The sequence below is a fragment of the Rickettsiales bacterium Ac37b genome (assembly GCA_000746585.2).
Classification (GTDB): Bacteria; Pseudomonadota; Alphaproteobacteria; order Rickettsiales; family Arcanibacteraceae; genus Ac37b.
In genome coordinates this window covers 483,746-505,181 of record CP009217.2, presented here as the reverse complement: position 1 = coordinate 505,181, position 21,436 = coordinate 483,746, and the positions used below count along the sequence as shown (strand labels likewise).

At 30.5% G+C, this 21,436-nt stretch carries 21 protein-coding genes and 1 tRNA gene; 16 read left to right on the top strand and 6 right to left on the bottom strand.

All coding sequences use genetic code 11. The features are described 5' to 3' along the window. Window positions 1–13 precede the first annotated feature (13 nt). From lepB to mraY, 4 genes are all read left to right on the top strand, one after another. Window positions 14–790, top strand: coding sequence for a Signal peptidase I (gene lepB, locus NOVO_02455; protein ID AIL64885.1), 777 nt, complete (start codon window positions 14–16; stop codon window positions 788–790). Beyond that, complete coding sequence (rnc, locus tag NOVO_02450) at window positions 762–1,475, top strand: Ribonuclease 3 (protein ID AIL64884.1); 714 nt, start codon at window positions 762–764, stop codon at window positions 1,473–1,475. The genes lepB and rnc overlap by 29 nt, the downstream gene beginning before the upstream one ends. 411 nt (window positions 1,476–1,886) lie before the next feature. Continuing rightward, entirely contained in the window at window positions 1,887–3,272 is a 1,386-nt protein-coding gene (gene murF, locus NOVO_02445; protein ID AIL64883.1) for a UDP-N-acetylmuramoyl-tripeptide--D-alanyl-D- alanine ligase, read from the top strand. Further along, complete coding sequence (mraY, locus tag NOVO_02440; protein AIL64882.1) at window positions 3,273–4,364, top strand: Phospho-N-acetylmuramoyl-pentapeptide- transferase; 1,092 nt, start codon at window positions 3,273–3,275, stop codon at window positions 4,362–4,364. A gap of 97 nt (window positions 4,365–4,461) precedes the next feature. Here mraY and NOVO_02435 read toward each other — a convergent pair whose 3' ends face one another. Next, window positions 4,462–4,794: a hypothetical protein gene (locus NOVO_02435; protein AIL64881.1), complete on the bottom strand. Its 333-nt coding sequence runs from the start codon at window positions 4,792–4,794 to the stop codon at window positions 4,462–4,464. Between the two features lie 314 nt (window positions 4,795–5,108). Here NOVO_02435 and ychF point away from each other — a divergent pair, with 314 nt between their 5' ends. Beyond that, window positions 5,109–6,200 (top strand): Ribosome-binding ATPase YchF, encoded by a 1,092-nt coding sequence (ychF, locus tag NOVO_02430; protein AIL64880.1) that lies wholly within the window; start codon window positions 5,109–5,111, stop codon window positions 6,198–6,200. A gap of 206 nt (window positions 6,201–6,406) precedes the next feature. Here the strand turns inward: ychF and NOVO_02425 are convergent, their stop codons facing one another. Beyond that, window positions 6,407–6,793, bottom strand: a complete 387-nt coding sequence (locus tag NOVO_02425; protein AIL64879.1) for a Helix-turn-helix domain protein — start codon at window positions 6,791–6,793, stop codon at window positions 6,407–6,409. A gap of 241 nt (window positions 6,794–7,034) precedes the next feature. Here NOVO_02425 and NOVO_02420 point away from each other — a divergent pair, with 241 nt between their 5' ends. Beyond that, entirely contained in the window at window positions 7,035–8,390 is a 1,356-nt protein-coding gene (locus tag NOVO_02420; protein ID AIL64878.1) for an RNA polymerase factor sigma-54, read from the top strand. A gap of 29 nt (window positions 8,391–8,419) precedes the next feature. After that, window positions 8,420–8,782: a Ribosome-associated inhibitor A gene (locus NOVO_02415; protein AIL64877.1), complete on the top strand. Its 363-nt coding sequence runs from the start codon at window positions 8,420–8,422 to the stop codon at window positions 8,780–8,782. Between the two features lie 233 nt (window positions 8,783–9,015). On the opposite strand, the gene glpX is transcribed toward NOVO_02415, so the two are convergent. Continuing rightward, on the bottom strand, window positions 9,016–10,014 hold the full coding sequence (glpX, locus tag NOVO_02410; GenBank protein AIL64876.1) for a Fructose-1,6-bisphosphatase class 2: 999 nt from the start codon (window positions 10,012–10,014) through the stop codon (window positions 9,016–9,018). A 266-nt stretch (window positions 10,015–10,280) separates the two neighbouring features. Between glpX and ftsK the strand changes: the two genes are divergently transcribed. Both ftsK and NOVO_02400 read left to right on the top strand, forming a co-directional pair. Then, window positions 10,281–12,521, top strand: coding sequence for a DNA translocase FtsK (gene ftsK / locus NOVO_02405; protein ID AIL64875.1), 2,241 nt, complete (start codon window positions 10,281–10,283; stop codon window positions 12,519–12,521). Between the two features lie 67 nt (window positions 12,522–12,588). Beyond that, window positions 12,589–13,179: a Uracil DNA glycosylase superfamily protein gene (locus NOVO_02400; GenBank protein AIL64874.1), complete on the top strand. Its 591-nt coding sequence runs from the start codon at window positions 12,589–12,591 to the stop codon at window positions 13,177–13,179. 50 nt (window positions 13,180–13,229) lie between these two features. Here the strand turns inward: NOVO_02400 and NOVO_02395 are convergent, their stop codons facing one another. Together NOVO_02395 and NOVO_02390 are read right to left on the bottom strand one after the other, a co-directional pair. Beyond that, a complete protein-coding gene (locus NOVO_02395; protein AIL64873.1) occupies window positions 13,230–14,651 on the bottom strand; it encodes a Putative malate transporter in 1,422 nt (473 codons plus the stop codon). Between the two features lie 172 nt (window positions 14,652–14,823). Then, window positions 14,824–15,258 carry a hypothetical protein gene (locus NOVO_02390; GenBank protein ID AIL64872.1) on the bottom strand — a complete coding sequence of 145 codons (435 nt, stop codon included), beginning with the start codon at window positions 15,256–15,258 and terminating at the stop codon, window positions 14,824–14,826. Window positions 15,259–15,372: 114 nt separating this feature from the next. Between NOVO_02390 and NOVO_02385 the strand changes: the two genes are divergently transcribed. Both NOVO_02385 and NOVO_02380 read left to right on the top strand, forming a co-directional pair. Next, entirely contained in the window at window positions 15,373–15,657 is a 285-nt protein-coding gene (locus NOVO_02385; GenBank protein AIL64871.1) for a hypothetical protein, read from the top strand. Between the two features lie 127 nt (window positions 15,658–15,784). Further along, entirely contained in the window at window positions 15,785–17,263 is a 1,479-nt protein-coding gene (locus NOVO_02380; GenBank protein ID AIL64870.1) for a Leucine-rich repeat protein, read from the top strand. Between the two features lie 121 nt (window positions 17,264–17,384). On the opposite strand, the gene rnd is transcribed toward NOVO_02380, so the two are convergent. Then, window positions 17,385–18,545 carry a Ribonuclease D gene (rnd, locus tag NOVO_02375; GenBank protein ID AIL64869.1) on the bottom strand — a complete coding sequence of 387 codons (1,161 nt, stop codon included), beginning with the start codon at window positions 18,543–18,545 and terminating at the stop codon, window positions 17,385–17,387. A 319-nt stretch (window positions 18,546–18,864) separates the two neighbouring features. Between rnd and NOVO_02370 the strand changes: the two genes are divergently transcribed. From NOVO_02370 to NOVO_02350, 5 genes are all read left to right on the top strand, one after another. Then, window positions 18,865–18,939 (top strand) — tRNA-Gly (locus tag NOVO_02370). Between the two features lie 113 nt (window positions 18,940–19,052). Further along, window positions 19,053–19,415: a Type IV secretory pathway, VirB2 components (pilins) gene (locus NOVO_02365; GenBank protein ID AIL64868.1), complete on the top strand. Its 363-nt coding sequence runs from the start codon at window positions 19,053–19,055 to the stop codon at window positions 19,413–19,415. A gap of 603 nt (window positions 19,416–20,018) precedes the next feature. After that, window positions 20,019–20,372: a Type IV secretory pathway, VirB2 components (pilins) gene (locus NOVO_02360; protein ID AIL64867.1), complete on the top strand. Its 354-nt coding sequence runs from the start codon at window positions 20,019–20,021 to the stop codon at window positions 20,370–20,372. A 217-nt stretch (window positions 20,373–20,589) separates the two neighbouring features. Continuing rightward, window positions 20,590–20,943 carry a Type IV secretory pathway, VirB2 components (pilins) gene (locus NOVO_02355; GenBank protein ID AIL64866.1) on the top strand — a complete coding sequence of 118 codons (354 nt, stop codon included), beginning with the start codon at window positions 20,590–20,592 and terminating at the stop codon, window positions 20,941–20,943. A 116-nt stretch (window positions 20,944–21,059) separates the two neighbouring features. Next, window positions 21,060–21,413: a Type IV secretory pathway, VirB2 components (pilins) gene (locus tag NOVO_02350; GenBank protein ID AIL64865.1), complete on the top strand. Its 354-nt coding sequence runs from the start codon at window positions 21,060–21,062 to the stop codon at window positions 21,411–21,413. The last annotated feature ends 23 nt before the right edge of the window (window positions 21,414–21,436 follow it).

The following is a 21,436-nucleotide window of genomic DNA, read 5'->3' as shown; positions in this document are numbered from 1 at the left end:
TTTATGGATGAAAATGTTAAAAAGGGACAAAGCTTATTACGGTGAATTTTTTAGGACGTTTTTGGTTGCTATTATAGTGGCATTAGTATTTAGGTCATTTGTATATGAGCCTTATCACGTACCATCTGGTTCAATGAAGCCTACTTTAATTGATGGAGATTATATTTTTGTTTCTAAATTTTCTTATGGATATAGCAGATATTCATTACCACTAGGATTGAATTTATTTGCAGGGCGTGTTGCTGAATTTGCTCATCCTGAGCGTGGAGATGTTATAGTATTTAGAAATCCTTATCATCCAAGTGTTAATTATATAAAAAGGCTTATAGGATTACCTGGTGATAAAATACAAGTAATGAATGGAGTAGTTTATATTAATGGGGTGGCAGTAGAGCAGATAAGAGAAGGAACATTTATTGATGGTAATGGTAAACACATTGAAAAATATGTTGAAGTTTTACCTAATGGAGTTTCGTATAACGTATTAAAAGATAAGGAACGAGGACCGCTAGATAATACAAAAATATATACTGTTCCTAAAGATAAATACTTCTTTATGGGGGATAATAGAGATAATTCTATAGATAGTAGATTTTTGGATAAAGTCGGTTATGTGCCATATGTGAATATCGTAGGTAAAGCACAATTAATTTTCTTTTCATCAAAGTCTTCTTTATGGGCTATATGGACATGGCTGTATGATTTAAATTTAGATAGATTTTTTACTAAACTAGCACCTAAACAAGTAGTGGGTAATAATTTTGAAAGCATTACAGATAGAGCAAATTAGTAATATAATTGGTTATAAGTTTAATAATGATGATCTACTGGTAGAAGCGCTTACTCATCCGAGTTTGTCTGCGCTTAATCATAATAAAAATATTTTAAAGCAAGGTAATTATGAAAGGCTAGAATTTTTAGGTGATGCGGTGCTTGGACTCATAATTACAGAATTTTTAATCAATGAATATGGTAACGAGCGTGAAGGGGCATTAGCTAAGAGAAGGTCAGCTTTGATTTGTGGTGAAGCATTATCAGAAATTGCAACTCAAATTGGGTTAGGAAATTTTTTGATGATGACCGAAGGAGAAAAAAATGGAGGTGGACAAAAAAATAAAACTAATCTTGAAAATGCTTTAGAAGCATTAATAGGTGCTATTTATATTGATTCTGGTTTCGAAAAGGCACGTCAATTTGTCTATAAATATTGGTTACCGATGGCGCGTTCTGTTAAAACACCTCCTAAAGATCCTAAGACTTCTTTGCAGGAATGGGCACAAAAACAAGGAAAATCTATACCTATATATAATATTATAGATACAAAAGGTCCTGCTCATTTACCAACATTTGTAGTAGAAGTGAAAGTAGATGGATTAGAAGGTGTTTCTGCTTCAGCTTCTTCCAAACGTTTGGCTGAAAGATATGCTGCAGAGCTATTATTGCAAAAAATTGCGTACTTAAAATTAGATAAGTGACGTTATAGTAATTTAGCAAATTTAAATTGCCAAAAAAGATTAATTTGCGATACTTCTATTATCTTAATTTTATGCTGTACAGTATCGTAATTTAGTATATATACAATTATGAGTAAGAATAGTATAGTAAAACAGTTAATCTTGCGATATCATTAATTCTTCGCTCTCCTACTATTTGTTACATTATCGGGCAAAAAAGGAGCAGGTAGTGAGCAAGTGATAAGGTGATACGCGTGAAGAACGGTATTTGGTATTAAGTATAGGAATAATATAATTAGATTCCAGCTTTCTTGGGAAGACAAAGGAAGGAATGCGCAGGAATAACCAAAACATTATAGTATTAACCATAGTTTAAGGAATTGGTATAATAATGATAAGCGTAATAAAACAATAAATTATTAGGAATTCAGAATGTCTTTATGGCAAGCGGAAAAGTTAGCTCAAATTTCACAAGGTACCTTAATTAATAGTACAAATTGGCAGGCAAATTCTTTTTCTATAGATAGCCGTTTAATCAAGCATGGGAATATATTTGTGGCATTTAAAGGCAAAGAAACGGATGGGCATTTGTATTTAGAGGACGCTTTTAGTAAAGGGGCAGTAGCAGCAATGGTAGAATATATACCTGAGAGTAATCCCCATCATTATCCTTTATTATTAATAGGTGATAATTTGCAAGCGCTCAGAACATTTGCGGCGTATAATCGTGATCGTCTTGATACCACTATGATTGCTATTACTGGTAGTGCTGGAAAAACTAGTACTAAAGAGATGATAAAAATAGCTATGAGTTCACAGGCAAATATTTTTGCAAGTTATGGTAATTATAATAATTTATTAGGTACTACCATAGGTTTAAGTAATGTATCTTTGGATATGAAATTTGCAATTTTTGAATTAGGTATGAATCACGCAGGGGAGATGGCTGAATTAAGTTCATATGTTAAACCTGATATTTCTATTATCACTACAGTTGATGCAGCTCATTTAGAGTTTTTTGGTTCAATCGAGAAAATAGCAGAGGCTAAAGCTGAGATATTTTTACATACTAACAAAAATGGGTTTGCTTTTATTAATAATGATAGTTCTTCATTTACATTGTTATATGAGAAAGCTAAGGGATGTGGGATAAAAAATATTATAAGTTTTGGTACTGGACAGAGTGCTAATTGCAAGTTAATAGAATATGCAGAAAATCAAGATTATAGCCTTATAAAAGCTGATATTTTGGGTTCAATTATTACTTATAAAATTAATAGTTGTGGGAAGCATTTCGCTTCTAATAGTTTAGCAGTTTTAGGTGCAGTAGTAGCAAGTGGTGGTGATTTAGAAATCGCAGCTCATAATTTAGGTAATTTTTCTGCTTTGCCAGGGCGTGGTGCCCACCATAATGTCACAAGAAATGGAAAGCATTTTCTAGTAATAGATGACAGTTATAATGCTAATCCTCTTTCTATTCGTGCAGCTTTAAATGTGTTAAGTAATTGTAGAAAATTGCAAGGTAGAAAAATAGCGATTTTATCGGATGTATATGAGCTAGGGGTTGATGCCCCAAAGCTGCATCAAGAGCTTGCTGCAGATGTTATAAATAATGATATTGATAAGGTAATTGCAGTAGGATATAATATGCAATTTTTGTATGATAAATTGCCATCTGAAAAAAGATTAGCTAGTTTTACTAATGTAGATGAAGTTATAAAGGTAATAGATGATTATATAGAAGATGGTGATATGATTTTAATTAAAGGGTCTTTTGGAACCTCAGTATTTAAACTAGTTAAAGAGCTATTATCGTAAATGTTATATCATCTGTTATTTCCATTATCTGAAGTTCATAGTGTTTTCAATATTTTTCGTTATATTACTTTTCGTAGTAGTGGAGCATTACTTACCTCATTGTTTTTAAGCTTTTTTATAGCGCCTAAAATTATAAAATTTTTGAATTCTATTCAAAATGGGGGCCAACCTATTCGGGATGATGGTCCAGAAAGTCATTTACTAACTAAACAAGGTACTCCAACAATGGGGGGGATTATTATATTAATTTCTGCTATAGGCTCTACCTTCATTTGGTCAAATCTTAGTAACCAATATATATTAATAGTGCTTTTTACAACCATAGGGTTTGGCTTCATAGGTTTTGTAGATGATTACCTTAAGGTTAGTAAGAGAAATCATAAGGGCGTGAGTGGTAAGCAAAAATTATTATTTCAGTTTTTAATTAGTATAATTGTGTGTATATGTATCCAACTAATAACACCTAATGAATTGAAATCTCATTTAGCATTACCATTTTTTAAAAATACTCTTATTGATTTAGGGGTATTTTACATAATATTTACCAGCATAGTTATTACTGGTGCTTCTAATGCAGTAAATTTAACAGATGGTCTAGATGGTCTAGCTATAGGAGCGGTAGTTATTGCTTCAGTATGTTTTGCTTTAATTAGCTATTTAGTTGGCAATATTATCTTTGCTAATTACTTACAAATACACTATGTACCTGGAGTTGGGGAAATTACAGTATTTTGTTCAGCTATGATGGGAGCTGGTTTAGGGTTTTTATGGTTTAATGCACCTCCTGCTAAAATTTTTATGGGGGATGTAGGGAGTTTATCGCTAGGAGCAAGTATAGGTGTAATTAGCGTTATTACTAAGCATGAGATTGTATTATCTATTATAGGTGGATTATTTGTGATGGAAGCTTTATCAGTTATGATACAAGTATATTATTATAAATTGTCAGGAGGAAAACGTTTTTTTAAAATGGCGCCGTTGCATCATCATTTTGAAAAACTAGGATGGAGTGAATCTACCATAGTAATACGTTTTTGGATTATAGCTATTATTTTTGCCCTGATAGGGCTCTCAACTTTAAAATTAAGGTAAGGACCTTAAAAAAGCTCCTTACCTTTGGCTCAATTAATACATATAATTAATACATATGATTCTTCATATCTAAAGATTATTGTATTATAAAGATTTGCTAATAGTATAGTAGATCGTCTGCTAGTGAGATATAGCCTGCAAATGGGGAGGCAGCAGCAGAAGTTTTAGCAGCAATATTCTTAACGTTATCTACAAATTTAAAGCAATGGGCACTGAATACACCCATGTTGTACATATTGGTATCCCATTCTCCAGTGTGATCTATTCCTAAAGATGCATTATCATTATGGATATAATTAAAGGTGTCTGTAGGTATTGCCATAGTATCACTAAAACCTTTGATATAATCTGTAAATAGATGAGATACACTATCTAACCCGTCTTTGATTGAAGATAAAACAGATATTAATTTATCTAAGCTTATCAACATATATATTCTCCATGTTTAAACTAATATTAAAGTATTTAATAAGCGCTTATTATTTCATCATATTATATAATAGTTAATGATTTAATAATTTAAACAATTCTTTTATTATATATAATTATTTTAAAGTTATTTTTATATTTAAAATAAAAGAATTAATTATTGACTTTTAATTTAATTTAGAAATTATGACAATATTAATGTTAGAGAAAATTCTTAATAAAACTAGAAAAATAAAGCTTTAATTGATATATTAGAATAATTTTGTTATAACAAAATTGATTTTTATTAAGAAAATATATTATGAGATTATAAATATGGGATTTAAATGTGGTATAGTTGGACTACCCAATGTAGGTAAATCAACATTATTTAATGCGCTAACTGCTACGATGAAAGCTGAAGCAGCTAATTATCCATTTTGTACTATAGATCCTAATGTAGGACGTGTATCTGTTCCAGATGGAAGGCTAAATAAATTAGCAAAAATAGCAGGATCTGCAAAGATTATACCTACCCAAATAGAATTTGTTGATATTGCTGGGTTAGTGAAAGGAGCAAGTCAAGGAGAAGGATTAGGAAATCAATTTTTATCTCACATAAGAGAAGTGGACGCTATAATACATGTTTTGAGATGTTTTCAAAATAATGATATTACACATGTTGAAGGTGAAATAGATCCTGTGCGTGATGCTGAAATTATTGAAATGGAGTTAATTATTGCTGATTTAGAATCGGCGCAAAAGCGTATTCAAGCTTTAGAAAAGAAGGCAAAAAGCGCTGATAAAAACATTCTAGATCAATTGGAAACTATAAAATATATAGAAAAATTTTTAGTAGAAGGAAAGCCAGCCAGACTAGCAAATATTGAAAAGAATAAGTTAAATGCTTTACAATTTATTACTGCTAAACCTATGATGTATGTATGTAATGTTGCTGAGTATGAGGCAGTATCAGGTAATAATTTTACTCAATTGGTTGAAAAATATGCTTTAAAGGAAAGTAGGAAATCGGTTATCATCTCCGCTCAGATTGAAGCTGAAATTTCTATGTTATCTGATGATGAGGAAAAAAAGGAATTCTTGGGTAGTATTGGATTAATGGATACTGGATTATCGCAAATAATAAAATCAGGATATAATTTATTGGATTTGATTACTTTTTTCACTATAGGTCCTAAAGAAGCGCATGCATGGACTGTCGAAAAAAATGCAACGGCTCCTCAGGCCGCTGGAGTTATTCATACTGATTTTGCAAAAGGATTTATTAGAGCAGAAACTATTTCTTATGATGATTATATAGAGCATGTTGGTGAGCAGGGTGCAAAGGAAGCAGGTAAAATGCGCCTAGAAGGAAAAGAATACATAGTGCAAGATGGCGATATATTTCATTTTAGATTTAATGTTTAATTATTTATCAATTTAGAACTGAAAGTATAATGAAAACAGTCTGTAATGAGATACAATATAATAATGCAACATAGCTGCTAAATTTAAATAATAGTACGTTTCTATAAAATAGAGCTATATAATAAGGCTTGTGTTTTTAAGTTTAATTACGATAGCTTTGAATATAATATCAAGTATAAATTGAAAATAATTCCTGATAATAAATGTTAATTACCAGATAACCCTTTGACTAAAGCTAGTATATGTCTTCTGGTTTTTTCATCACTAATATTACTATATGCTCTTACAAGACTTAAAACTTCCTTGTTATCACATTTATTTTTATCTAATAATAGATCAATTTTATCTTCTGCAAGGGCAGGACGTCCTCTTTTGCCTATACCTTCTAGGAAAAAGATTATAGGAGTATTAAGTATAGAAGCTATATCGAATAGTCTACTTAAAGACATTTTATTAATACCACGTTCATATTTTTGTATCTGTTGAAAAGTTACTCCTATAGCATTACCTAAATCTTCTTGACTCATACCTATAGTGATTCTACGAGATTTTAGTTTTTGTCCTATATGGATATCAATTGGGTGTGCTGTCATAAATTGCTAAATCTTAATCCTATATAATTTACATTTAAATTACCAATAATCTACCTTGTACGCTTGGTATTTTAATAACGCTTCGTTAGTAATGCAAGATTAAAAATCATAAATTAAAGATATTTAAACGTTTTTTTTATATTTTTTTTTCTTAAGCGTTTTTTACCAAATATTCATATATTAGTATTTATAATAGAGGTAATATAATAACAATTTAATAATTAGATAATATAAACTATTTATGAATTACAGATTACATTCCGCCTTAAAAATTAAAGCATCCTCTAATATTGTGATGACCAATTCCATGCAAGAATCCATTAAGTTATTACAATTTTCTTCAATAGAATTAGCAGAATATATTAATCAAAAATTGGAGGCAAACCCATTTTTAATTTCTGATAGTGGTGAAGCAGAAGAAAAACACGAATTAGATGAAAGTGAAATAGTAGAAAATAATTATTATAACGTACGTCCACATGGAACAGGCGATAGTACTAGTTATATTGCTTATTCAGAAACTTTTCATGAAAATATAATAAGACAAATATATACTTCAATTTCAGATCATCGAATACGGTTAATAGCTTTCAAACTTATAGAGTATATTGATGACAACGGTTATATAGAATGTGATTTTATATCTCTATCTAGAAATATAGGTTGTAGTATATCTGAGATAGAGTCTACCTTAAGTTTATTACAAAATTTTGAACCAGCTGGCATCTTTGCTAGAAATTTAGCTGAGTGCTTACGTATACAGCTAAATAATATTGGTAAATTAAGCTCTTCTATGGAAAAATTAATAGAAAATTTACCTTTGGTAGCAAATAGTGAATTTGTAAATCTTGCCAGGATTTGTAATGTAGATTTAAAAGAGATATATACTATGATTAAGGTAATTAAAACTCTTAATCCTAGACCAGCTAATATATATGCTAATATGCAGAATCATTCTATAAAACCTGATATATTACTTAAAAAAAACATTGATGGTAGTTTTATAATAGAATTGAATAGTGAAATACTGCCTAGAATATCGGTAAACTACGATTATTATTTGAAAATTAAAAATAAAATTAAAAATCATGAACAACAATATTTGTCAGAACACTTAAAAAATGCTAATATATTAGCAAGGGCAGTGGATCATCGAGTTAAAACAATTTTAAAAGTTGCTAGATTCATTGTTGAGTATCAGAAAGATTTTTTTGAAAGAGGTGTTATGTATCTAAGGCCTTTGACTTTAAAGAATGTAGCTGATGCTTTAAGTTTACATGAAAGTACCATTAGTAGATCTACGGCTCATAAATATATGTCTACTCCGCTTGGTATATTTGAGTTTAAATATTTCTTTTCTTCTTGTATTGGTTCTAATACTAATGATGATAAGCTATCTAGTATAGTAATTAAAAGCTTAATTAAAGGATTATTAGAAAAAGAGCTTACTGATGATAAAACATTATCTGATCAGCGTATAGCCGAAATATTAGGAGAACGTAATATTCAAATTTCTAGAAGGACTGTAGCCAAATACAGGGAGTCTTTGAATATTTTATCATCTTCAAAAAGGAAAATAAGTAAGATGATAGGATAGCTATCGTATTTAATATTATGGAGGGTTTTATGGAGATAATTGCCGGTAAACATATAGATGTAGGAGATGCATTAAAAAAATATGTAAATGAATCCTTTTCTAATAAAATTGAAAAAAAATATTCTGAATTTATTCAAAAAAATGAAATAATTTTATCAAAAGAGCCGCATGCTGACCCATATAGTGTAGATATTATTATTACTCCCAAATCTAAAGTAGGAGGAGAAGTACTGAAAGCAAATGGTACAGGTGATACCGCTTATAAAGCTTTTGATGAAGCTATAGGAAAAATTGAAACTCAATTAAATAAACATAAAAATAAATTAACTTCTCATCATCACAAACATACGAGTGCTAATAAAGAATCTTATTCGTTTATTGGATCACGTTAAAGTACATGAATGTAAAAATATCCAAATAAGGAGTGGTTAATACACTTCTCCTTATTTGGATAAATCAATATAATTTTTTAGAATCATAGTAATTGTCAGGTCTTTTAATCAATATACCCACAAATTTGGCAATTAAAATTAAAGCAATGCATGATATAAAACCTATAATAAGAAACAAAATTATCTCCGTATTTCTAAATTAATTATTAAATTTAATAAATATTTTGCAAGCATTAAAATTTATGCGTAGAGGTTATGTAATGTATACTCGAATTTTTAGAATAGGTAATCATAGAATGAGATGTGTAATGGTTAGATAGTTTTTCTATACCATTTAATAGGGAGCCGCTAGTTACACCTGTTGCAGCAAATATTACGTTTCCCTTAGCTAAATCATCAATCATATATTTTTGATTAGGATCGCTTATGCCCATGTTATAAGCACGTTTTTTTTCGTTATCATCATTAAATATTAGCCTACCCATCATTTGTCCTCCAGTTGCGCGTAGTGCTGCAGCAGCTAAAACTCCTTCGGGAGCACCACCTGTTCCCATGTAAATATCAACATTAGAATTGCTAATAGCTGTAGAAATTACACTTGCAATATCGCCATCACTAATAAGTTGAATTTTAGCGCCTGCCTCTCTAATTTTAGCTATAAGCTCTTTATGTCTTTCTCGCTTTAAGACTGCTACTGTTAAGTCATTAACGTGGCATTTTTTAGCTTTTGCTATATTTTGCAAATTAACGTGAGGTGTGTTATCCAAATCTATTATATTAGGGGGGAAATTGGGTCCTATAGCTATTTTTTCCATATAAACATCAGGAGCGTGTAAAAATCCTCCTTCTTCGGCAATTGCTATAACTGACATAGCTTCCGGTGCAGCATGTGCGCATATAGTAGTACCTTCAAGAGGATCCAAGGCTATATCTAGCTTAGGACCAGAACCTATACCTACTTTTTCTCCTATGTATAACATAGGTGCTTTATCTCGTTCGCCTTCTCCTATCACAATAGTAGCGTCTATGTTAAGTTGATTTAAGGACGAGCGTATAGCACTAACAGCTGCTTGATCTGCGCTTTTTTCATCTCCTTTGCCAACCCAATCAAAAGATGCTAGTGCCCCATCAATACTGACTTTTAATATATCAAACATTAAGTTTTGTTCTAAATTATGATTTCCTTTAGCAAAATTAGATTGAATTACAGTAGATGATTTTATGCTAGCCATTATATCTCCATTGATTTAAACTGCTTATTATGTATATAATATATTAAAAGTTGTAAATATGAATTTTAGGCTATGCGCACCTAATTATGATAAATAGGTTTTTATTTCTTTTGACTGCAAATGATGGTTCAACCCCTGCAATAGGTAAACTATAATTTTCGCTCAAACGCTTCTAAAAACATCCTTTTACCAAATTAGGTGTCCATAGCCTAGTAAATCATATATTGTTTCTTGCATCAGATACGCATGTACTATAATATGTTATTATGAAAATAGCACGAATATTTTATCCCTTTACCGCTAATTTGCATTATATTATAGGTATACTGCTTATAATAATTGCTTGTTTTTTAACAGTTTCTTTAATTACCTATAGTGCAAGTGATCCTTCATTTAATTTAGCTAATGATAACGCTGTACATAATTATGGAGGGGTGTATGGAGCCTTTATTGTGGATCCGTTATTACAATTATTTGGAGGGGCCTCAGCTTTATTCGCAATAATACCGCTATGCTGGGGAATAAGAATCGTAATGCAAAAGGAAATACAATTTTGGCTAGTAAGAATAGCATTTTTATTGTTGGCAGTTATGGCTGTTGCTACAGTATTTAATTTATTATTTACCAAACCTAATGATGAGATTTTTCATAATGGTTATATAGGATATTATGTAGGTATTAAATTAAAAGCTATTTGGCCTTTAACGGTTCCATTATATATTATGCCTATTTCTGTTTTACTCATTAGTATTATGGTAATATTTATTGCGTCTTCGTTGACATTTAAAGAATGCTCGAAGATTGGGGATTTTATAACCTATATATTATGCTATTTATGGAAATTAATAAAAATTACGTTTATTGTATTCAGTTATCCATTTATTTCTATATATCGTAGAAAGAAAGTAGAAGAACAAAATGTATCTTCAAATTTTTCTACAGAATTAAAACGCCAGTTAAAATCTACTACTAGACCTAAAATGAAACAAATAGTAAAACATGCTATAGAACCATTGGGATCATATAAATTGCCTTATACCTCATTATTAAATGTGATTATAGAACGAGGAAAAAAACATCATATGAGCAATAATTTGCTTGCGCATCAAGTAGAAAAACTTGAACAGGTGCTGAATGATTTTGGTATTTATGGACAAATTACTGATGTTCATCAAGGGCCAGTAGTCATTTTATATGAATTAGAACCAAAAGCTGGTACTAAATCTTCGCGCATTATAGGTCTTGCTGACGATATAGCTAGGTCAATGAGCGCAATATCTGCACGTATAGCTGTGATTCCTGGTCGGAACGTTATTGGTATAGAGTTACCTAACCAACATAGAGAAATGGTTTATTTAAGAGAATTGTTAGAAACAGACCAATACAAATCTGGAGAAGAAAAATTACCTTTAATTTTAGGTAAAGATATAGCTGGTAAGGGTGTAATTGCAGATTTAACACGTATGCCACATTTACTGGTAGCTGGTACTACTGGCTCTGGAAAATCGGTGGCTATTAATGTAATGATTTTGTCATTACTTTATAGGCTTACCCCCAAAGAATGTAAATTTATTATGATAGATCCTAAGATGTTAGAGTTATCAGTTTATGAAGGTATTCCACATTTGTTAACACCGGTGGTAACCGAGCCTCAAAAAGCGGTAGTGGCCTTGAAATGGGTAGTAAAGGAAATGGAAAATCGTTATCGAACTATGTCCAATTTGGGAGTAAGGAATATTGCCGGTTATAATAAATACATTATGGAAGCTAAAGCAAAAGGTAAGCAGTTAACCAGATCTATTCAGACAGGATTTGATGCTAAAACTGGTAAGCCTATCAATGAACAAATACCAATTTCTATGGAGCCTTTGCCCTTCATTGTAGTAATAGTAGATGAAATGGCAGATTTAATGTTGGTAGCTGGTAAAGATATAGAAGGGCTAGTACAAAGGTTATCACAGATGGCACGTGCTGCAGGTATACATATGATTATGGCAACTCAAAGACCGTCTGTAGATGTGATTACAGGAGTCATAAAAGCTAATTTTCCTACGCGTGTAAGTTTTCAGGTTACCTCACGTATAGACAGCAGAACAATTTTAGGGGAGCAAGGTGGTGCAGAGCAGCTTTTAGGTCAAGGGGATATGTTATATATGTCTGGCGGAGGGAAAATTGTTAGAGTACATGGTCCTTTTGTTGAAGACCAAGAAGTAGAAAAAATAGTATCTTATCTAATGAGCCAAGGTAGTCCTGAATATATTGAAGATATAACTTATAATAGCGATGATGAAGAAGAGGATAATACTAGTGAAGGTGAATATGATGATTTATATGATAAAGCAGTAGAATTAGTACAAAGAGAGAGAAAAGCCTCTACTAGTTATATACAGCGTTATTTTAGAATAGGATATAATCGTGCCGCTAATATAATAGAGTGTATGGAAAAAGAAGGTGTGGTTAGTAATGCCAATCATGTTGGAAGAAGAGAAGTTTTAATTAAAGAATAATACAAAAATAAAAATCAAACTGCAAAATAAAACATTATACGAAAATATCAATTTCTGATTAAAGGATATGGATAATTTAAATGAGTTATTAATAAAAATAAGAGAATGCAGTAACTGTGCTGCATTTTTACCTTTAGGGGTTCGTCCAATACTTAGAGTTAATCATTCAGCTAAACTATTAATTATAGGACAGGCTCCAGGTATTAGAGTGCATAATAGCGGGATACCTTGGAATGATCGTTCAGGTGATAGATTAAGAGAGTGGCTTGCGATGGATAAAGTAGAGTTTTATAACCATGATAATATAGCTATTATGCCTATGGGTTTTTGTTATCCAGGTATAAATAAGAATGGGGGAGATAATCCTCCACGTCGTGAGTGTGCGCCCAAATGGCATAAAAATTTATTAGATTTATTACCTAACATTAAATTAGTACTTTTGGTAGGAAGTTATGCTCAGAAATATTATTTAAAAACGGAAATGCAAAAAACTATGTGGTTAACAGTTAGACTATGGCATAGATACTTACCTTATTTTTTTCCTTTGCCTCATCCAAGTTGGCGTAATAATATTGCACTACAGAAGAATGGTTGGTTCTATACAGAGTTAGTACCTGAATTACAAGTTTCAGTAAAGAAAACAATTATCTCACGGTAGTTTCCCACGATGCTAGGTGTACACCTAGGATACAATACAAAAATTCTGCCTTACCACCATCCTAGTATATATAACCATATGGAACCTACGGCTATCCATATAATCATATTACAGGTTGATATAATCCCACCTACTTTCCACCATTCTTTTGCTGATAAATACCCGGCTCCAAAATAAATTGGTGCTGAACTAATACCGTAATGGGTTAATCCTCCAGATAGGTTAGATAATACTGCTAATGAGATACCTGCTATTAACGGAGCTACCCCTAAATGGATAAGCATAAGCATAAAAGTAGTATACATAACTGTTGCATGGGCTGTAATACTGGCAAAAAAGTAATGTATATAAAAAAATATGATACCTAAAATAAGAATTATATATGGTCCTTGGGCGTTTCCAAGCATATTTTTTATATTAACTTCAGCCCATGCTGTAATACCAAGCTTTGTTAAAAATTCTGCCATCATAAGCAAAGTAGCAAACCACATTAAAGTTTTCCATGCACCTTTTTCAGTAATAGCATCATCCCAGGATAACACCCCTGTTGTGATCAGTGCTAAAAAACCTATTAAAGCAGTAGTCGTAGCATCAATCTTCCATGCAGGTCCTACTACCCATAATAAAATCATAACGGCAAATGTAATTATCATTATAATCTCATTACGAGAAAGTTTACCCATAGCCGCTAGCGCATGACTTGCTTGTTTTGGAATTTCTACGCTATGTTTTATATCTGGAGGTAATAAAAAATACACCAAATATGGTAATATAATTAGATTTACAACTCCGGGAACAATTGTAGCTAATGACCAATTGAGCCAACTTATATGTACATTTAAAGAAGCAGCTAAACTAGCTATTAAAGGGTTAGCAGCCATTGCTGTTAAAAATAAAGCGCATGTTATAACGTTTGTGTGGAAACATACTGTAATTAAAAATGCAGCAGTATAATTTTTACCAGTTTTATGGGCAAAATAAGGAGATTTTGCATATTCCTCGGCTAAAGATTGTACTATAGGAAAAATAATACCTCCACCTCTTGCAGTAGCACTTGGAATCATTGGTGCTAACAGAAATTCAGTAAATATCAAGCTATAAGATAAACCTATAGTACTATGCCCAAATTTACTAATTAAATAGTAAGCTATTCTCTCACCTAATCCCGATTTAATAAATCCTCTTGCGATAAAAAAAGCTATAACTACTAACCATACTATATGTGAACTAAAGCCACTAAGTGCATTATGAAGTGAAAGAGTATTAGTTAGAACTAAGGTAGCTATAGCAGCAAAAGCTGTAGCTCCCATAGGCATAGGTGAGATAATAATGCCAATAACTGTAATCATGAATATAATAAGAATATGCCATCCTTTAGAGTCTAGCCCTCTTGGAGTTGGTAAATACCACAAAGCTACGCCTAAGAGAATTAAAGGCAGTAATAATTTTAAATTTATTTCCCGTTTTACCATTGGTTTATACTAATACAATTAGTTAAATGGTAACAGATATAAGATATTTATTATATAAATACAAGTAATTTTTATAAAAAAAAATTTATTTATATTTTTGTAAAAGAATTATTAAAGGCAGTCAAAATAAGGAATAAAAAAATAATGTAAGAAACTTAATGAAGAGTTAAATTTATTTTTTGGCAAATTTTAATAAAGTATACAATTGTTGTTCTGAATTATCTATATGTTCGTCTTGTGTTAACAAAGCTAATTCATACCATGCTACATATACTCTTGCTTTATCTTCTATATTTAAACTTAAGTTATTCTTTTGTATTATGTGATCAACTTTAATTATAGATTTAATTAGAGCTTCTGTATCTAGAACGTTTACAGAATGGGTAAATGAATTATTGCTTGTAGAGGATGCAGTTAAATCTTTAACCTCGCACTCTAAAACTCTAGCTAATTTTTCAAGTGTAATGTAAGTGGGATTCTTAACTCTTCCAGTAATAATATCGCGTACTGCTGTTTCGTTTAGGTGTGCACTAAGGGATAAGCCTTTCATAGAAAAGCCTTTCTTAATCATCATTGCCTTTAAGTTCGTCGCTAAATCTTTATCCATAAATACATTATGATACAATTATAAGATTTTTGCACGTGGGATGTTTCCCATTGACAAATGGGTAAAATCCCATTATATTTTGGTTTTTAATTAGCATAGTCTTTGGAGGTGATAATGTATAAAAAACCAATAGATAATCTCATAGGAGAAATGTGTAATACTCAAAAAGAATTGTCTGGTGAGGTATTATTATGGCGTATGGTAATCACACAAGCTTTCATGGATGCTTCTATTAAATCTACTAAAAAGCGTGTATATAAAATGAATAAATTACAAGCAATTTCTTGGTTATTAAGAGATAAAAAGGATTTTTATTTAGTATGTTCGCTTGCGGAGCTCTGCCCTAAGAAAGTGAGAAAATTTGCTTATCAAGAATTAAAGATAAAAGATTTAAATTAATGGGATAAAACCCAAAACAAAATGTAATAAAAAATTTAAATCTTTAATATATGTTTACATAAATTAATAATGTGTTATAATTAAATTTATAATTTTAATTAATATTAAAAATATATAGGTAAAGGAAGTGGCTATAATTGATAAATCATTTTCAAAAAAACAAATTGCAGAAGTGTTACAATTATTAGAATCAAATGCTGCTATTGAAGAGTTAATGATAAGAGATATAGAAGAGATCCAAATAGTTCAAACACTGGGATTAATATTAAGCAACAATATCAAACTAAAATGTATCGAATTTGTAGATTGTGAGATGTCACCATTTGAATATTTGGTAGATACTTTTGATACAAATAAAACTATCTCATCTCTTATAAAATATAGTGCAGACTTAGATGATAATCTTGATCTATGTTTGAAGGATATTGAAAGTTTAGCTCAAATATTGAATAAACCAGATAGTTCTATACACTCCTTAAGATTTTCTGTAAATTTAAGTGATTCAGATGATATAAGCGTATTAATGGAGCGGATAAGTGAAGTATGTCTTTCTTATAATTCACTACGCCATCTTGATCTAAGTTATAATAGTATAGGTTTAGAAGGAATTAAACATATAGCTGAAGGTTTAAGTAAAAATACTACTTTAAGGGTATTATATTTAACAGATAATACAGATCACGATCTAGATGAAGTGTTTGGTATAGGTGACAAGGGAGCATATTATCTTGCTAAGGCGCTAGAAAGTAATACTCATTTAAAATATCTTGATTTGTCAAATAATTTTATAGGAATGTTAGGTCATTCATATTTAGCTTCTACCATGAAAAATAATAAAACTTTAAATGTTTTAAAGTTAAATGTTGAGTATACAAAATACAAAATGCCTGAAATAGGGTATACAGAATGGATAAATTGTTTAAGTATTAATAAGAATATAGTTGTTTTAACATTATCTGAAAAATGTGATGAAGTTGATGAGTTACTGCAAGATAATATAGAACAAGCTACTAGATTAGCTGATATGGTAGTTAATAATAAAACTTTAAATTTATCTGATACTAGAGAATTAATTAATAGAAAATCAGCAGTGCAATATATTTTGGAAAATCATGAAATATCTTTACCAACAGGAAAAATAACTAAGTCATATAGCGAGAAAGAGTCAGCAGAGATGATAGAGAAGGTGCTATTGCCTGTGCGTGGTAAATATACTTTGAGATTGCTTGGGGTTAATCAATTACGTAATGATAATAATCAACAAGCTTCTTGGTTAGAAAATTTGCCACTAAATATTAGGGAGCAAATATTTAGATATAATGTATTTGAAGAAAATATACAGCATAATATTTCTAAAAAACATGAAATTGCTAAAAATTTTATACAAGCAATATTCGACAAAAATAATATGGTAGTTGAAACTTGTCTTTCGAAAATGAAGCATGAAAAATTTGGTATCGCTTTATTAGCTGGTAAGAATTTGGCTAAAGAGTTCTCTACCCAAGAAATAGAGCAACTTATTAATAAGCATGAACAGGAATTTGCTCAAATTACAAAATACTTAGATTTTCCCTGTAAAAATAAAAGAACAATTAGGGAGTTATAGATTATAGCTGCGCCAATTTAAATATTGCTTTGTTATTCATATCTATTCAACTCTTTCCTTAAGTTGACACCGTTGAGGCTTCGCTTTATTCTTAGCCTGGTCCCAAATACAACTTAATTTACTATAGTTCTATGACATAAATATTATTATTACGCATTGTTAATGCAATTTTTCCTTGTTGTAAATCTATCGCATATTTTCCGAAGATATCGTATCTCCAACCTTGCATAGTTTTAATTAAGTAAGAAGATAATGCTTTTTCATTGGAAGAGATAGTTAGTAATTCTTCATCTGATGCAATAATATTAGGTGATATATTATATTCTGTGCTTTTAGATTTTAATAGTAATTTTAACATAGAATATAAGGTTCTATTTGTAGCAGAGCTATCCTCTATAGAAAAACTTAGCTTGGCCTCCATAGATATATAGGATTCTTGTATAGTATTAAATAAAGAAGCTTTTAAAGTTTTATTACGTATAAAATGTTTATTAGCAGGAGTAATAATTGATTTTAATTGAATTAAGCTATCAGGTAGTATTTTGCATATTTCAATTAATGTATTATCTTTTAATAAATGTCCTCTAGGAACATCTAGTTGTTGAGCATTAATTTCACGCCAGGCGGCAAGTTTTTGTAATAATGGAATAGCATTTTTATTTTTAATTTTAGATTTAATCTTTATCCATGCGTGTTCGGGATTATTAATATAGTTAGTTGGATTTCTTATTAATAACATTTCTTCTTCGAGCCATTTCAATCTATTTAACTCCAATAATTTTTTTCTGAGTTTGATGTAAATATCCCTTAAATAATGTACATCGTTAAGAGCATAGGTAATTTGTGCATTACTTAATGGCCTTAATGACCAATCGGTAAATTGATACGTTTTATCTATTTGCACACCAATTAGTTGTGTAGAAAGATTATTATAACTAATTGAGCATCCTAGGCCACAAAACATAGCAGCTGTTTGGGTATCGAAGATAGGGTAAGGTATAGTACCCGATAGTCTGAATATAATTTCTAGATCTTGAGTTGCAGCATGAAAAACTTTAATAATATTATCGTTATTGAAGATATAAAATAAAGGTGTAATGTCTAAATGAGGACTTAGGGCGTCAATAATAACTGTGTGGTTATCCAAGCCAATTTGTATTAAACATAATTTAGGAAAATATGTTTTATCACGCAGAAATTCAGTATCTATGGTAATAAAACTTTGTGAATTTAATAAATTACATAAATTATTAAGTTCAGCAGTAGTTGTGATAATTGTCATATAGTCCTTAATTTATCTAATTCTTTAACAATATAAAAATTGCTTTTCTATGCTTTGTTAAGATTAATATAATAAAATAGTTCAAGTAAGTTGAAATAGTTTTAATATTGCTATGTTGCTTATGTACTAATTTGTACGCATCGTCTTTCTTATCATATACTATTTCAAAACTGTCTTATTCTATACATTTAAAATAACAAAATTAAACATATAATCAAATTTTTTAATATAAATAAATGTATTTTTCTTCAAATAATCTATAAATAAGTTCTTGAAAAAAGTTTTTTCTATGTTATATAGAATGGTGCTTATTACTTAAGCGGGTGTAGCTCAGGGGTAGAGCGCTGCCTTGCCAAGGCCGAAGTCGTGAGTTCGAATCTCATCACCCGCTCCATATTAAATTTGGTATTCTTCTAAAATATGATTTAATTTATGTAAGTTTATGGTGCTTAAGGTGTGCTTGCATAATTATAATTACAAATGACTTTATATAAAATAGGGGAAATAATGCACATTTATATTTTTAATACATTAGATAATAGAATTTACTTTCGTATTTGTCTTCTTTTTTTAGCAGTGTTATTAATAGCTGTAGTGCCTATTGAAGTTATGGCACAAAATAATGATGATGCTATTAGTCGAGTGCTTTGTAATATTGTAAAGCAATTAAATGGTCCTATAGGTAAAGGTATTTCTACTATTGCCATCATAGTACTTGGTATAGGTTTATTCTTGGGCAAATTATCATGGGGCCTCGCGGTTGCAACAGCTATTGGTATAGGTATGATTTTTGGTGCGGCTCAGATAGTAGCGTGGATTAGTAATGGTGTGACTGCTTCTCCAATAATATTTTCTGAGATTTGTCCATAGTTAAATTATATTTAGTTATACATATTTATTACAATTCTACCCATTTAAAATACGTAAAAAATCACTGTAATCAAAATAGTTGATGTTGAATACATCGTTGTTTATTGTTCTATTACTTTTTTTGTATGATAGTGTTCAAGTAGCACAGCACATAGTGATAAGTATAGTGATTTGAATCCAGGACGCAATTATAGCTGTGGCAATTTAAATATTACTTGTGTTGTTCGTTGCCTACAATAGCATTTCTGCGCTTTGCTCCTCACTCCTCGTATTATTTTAAATTGCCTTTGCTATAGCTTAAAGCTTTCCTACTATTTTGTAGGTTTTGCTTTATCTGCCCTCGTCCCAAATACAACTTAATTTACTATAACGATCAATACGGCAATATTTAAATTGTTTAAGCCATCTCTGCTAAGGAAGCCAAAAAACTAAATTGTATTAAAATTAGAAAAAATGACACAGTCTTATAATTTAAGACGTTAATATTCTAAAGTGATAAAAAATTAGGAAACTTATTAATACCTTTCTGTTAATTTTAAGTATGACTAAGGAATTTTTTATGAATCCTAAAATAATGTTAGTAAAAAAGATGAGGTAAGCAATATGTTAAACTATATGCCAGTATTAGAAAATAAAATATATTGGAAAATATTTACAGTTTTTTTTGCGGTTATGCTTTTATTACCGCCAGAAGTTATGGCCCAAACTAGTAATGATGCTATTAGTACGGTATTATGCAACGTTGTTAAACAATTAAACGGTCCTATAGGTAAAGGTATAGCAACTATTGCCATAATAGTACTCGGTATAGGTTTATTTCTAGGAAAATTATCATGGGGCCTCGCGGTTGCAACAGCTATTGGTATAGGTATGATATTTGGTGCTGCACAGATAGTAATGTGGATTAGTGCTGGTACTGCTGGTACTGGTGGTAATGTTACTAATATTTGTACGTAAACCAATAAAAAACTGAATGTAGTTTAAAGTAGTGTCATTTTAATACTAAAACTACTTCAGTATAGAAAAAATGTTACAGTAATAGTCAATTAAAATAGAATATTTTAAATTATCAAAAAATTAGAAGTTTGTTAATATATTTATGCTAAGTTTAGGTATCATTATAGAATTTTTAGGAATTCTACGGTGTTATAATTAAAAGAGATGAGGTAGTGCTATGTTAAATTATATGCCAGTCCTAGAAAAAAAAATATATTGGCAAGCATATGTAGTTTTTTTTCTGGCTATGCTTGTATTATCACCAGAAGTTATGGCCCAAACTAGTAATGATGCTATTAGTACAGTATTATGCAACGTTGTTAAACAATTAAACGGTCCTATAGGTAAAGGTATAGCAACTATTGCCATAATAGTACTCGGTATAGGTTTATTCCTAGGCAAATTATCATGGGGTTTAGCAGTGGCAACTGCGATTGGTATAGGTATGATATTTGGTGCCGCTCAGATAGTAATGTGGATTAGTGCTGGTACTGCTGGTACTGGTGGTAATGTTACTAATATTTGTACGTGAATTTATAAAAACATACAAAAAAGCTTTGATTTGATAGGTATGGTTAGGTGAGTTTTTGTGTATATAACTAATTCTAAGATATGATTGAAATTACAATTTAAAAAGGGGTAAATTATATGTTAAACTATATGCCAGTATTAGAAAATAAAATATATTGGAAAATATTTACAGTTTTTTTTGCGGTTATGCTTTTATTACCGCCAGAAGTTATGGCCCAAACTAGTAATGATGCTATTAGTACGGTATTATGCAACGTTGTTAAACAATTAAACGGTCCTATAGGTAAAGGTATAGCAACTATTGCCATAATAGTACTCGGTATAGGTTTATTTCTAGGAAAATTATCATGGGGCCTCGCGGTTGCAACAGCGATTGGTATAGGTATGATATTTGGTGCTGCACAGATAGTAACATGGATTGGTGCTGGTGCTGCTGGTACTGGGCAGACTATTAGTGGTATATGTTCATAAACCTATAATAAAATTGAATATAT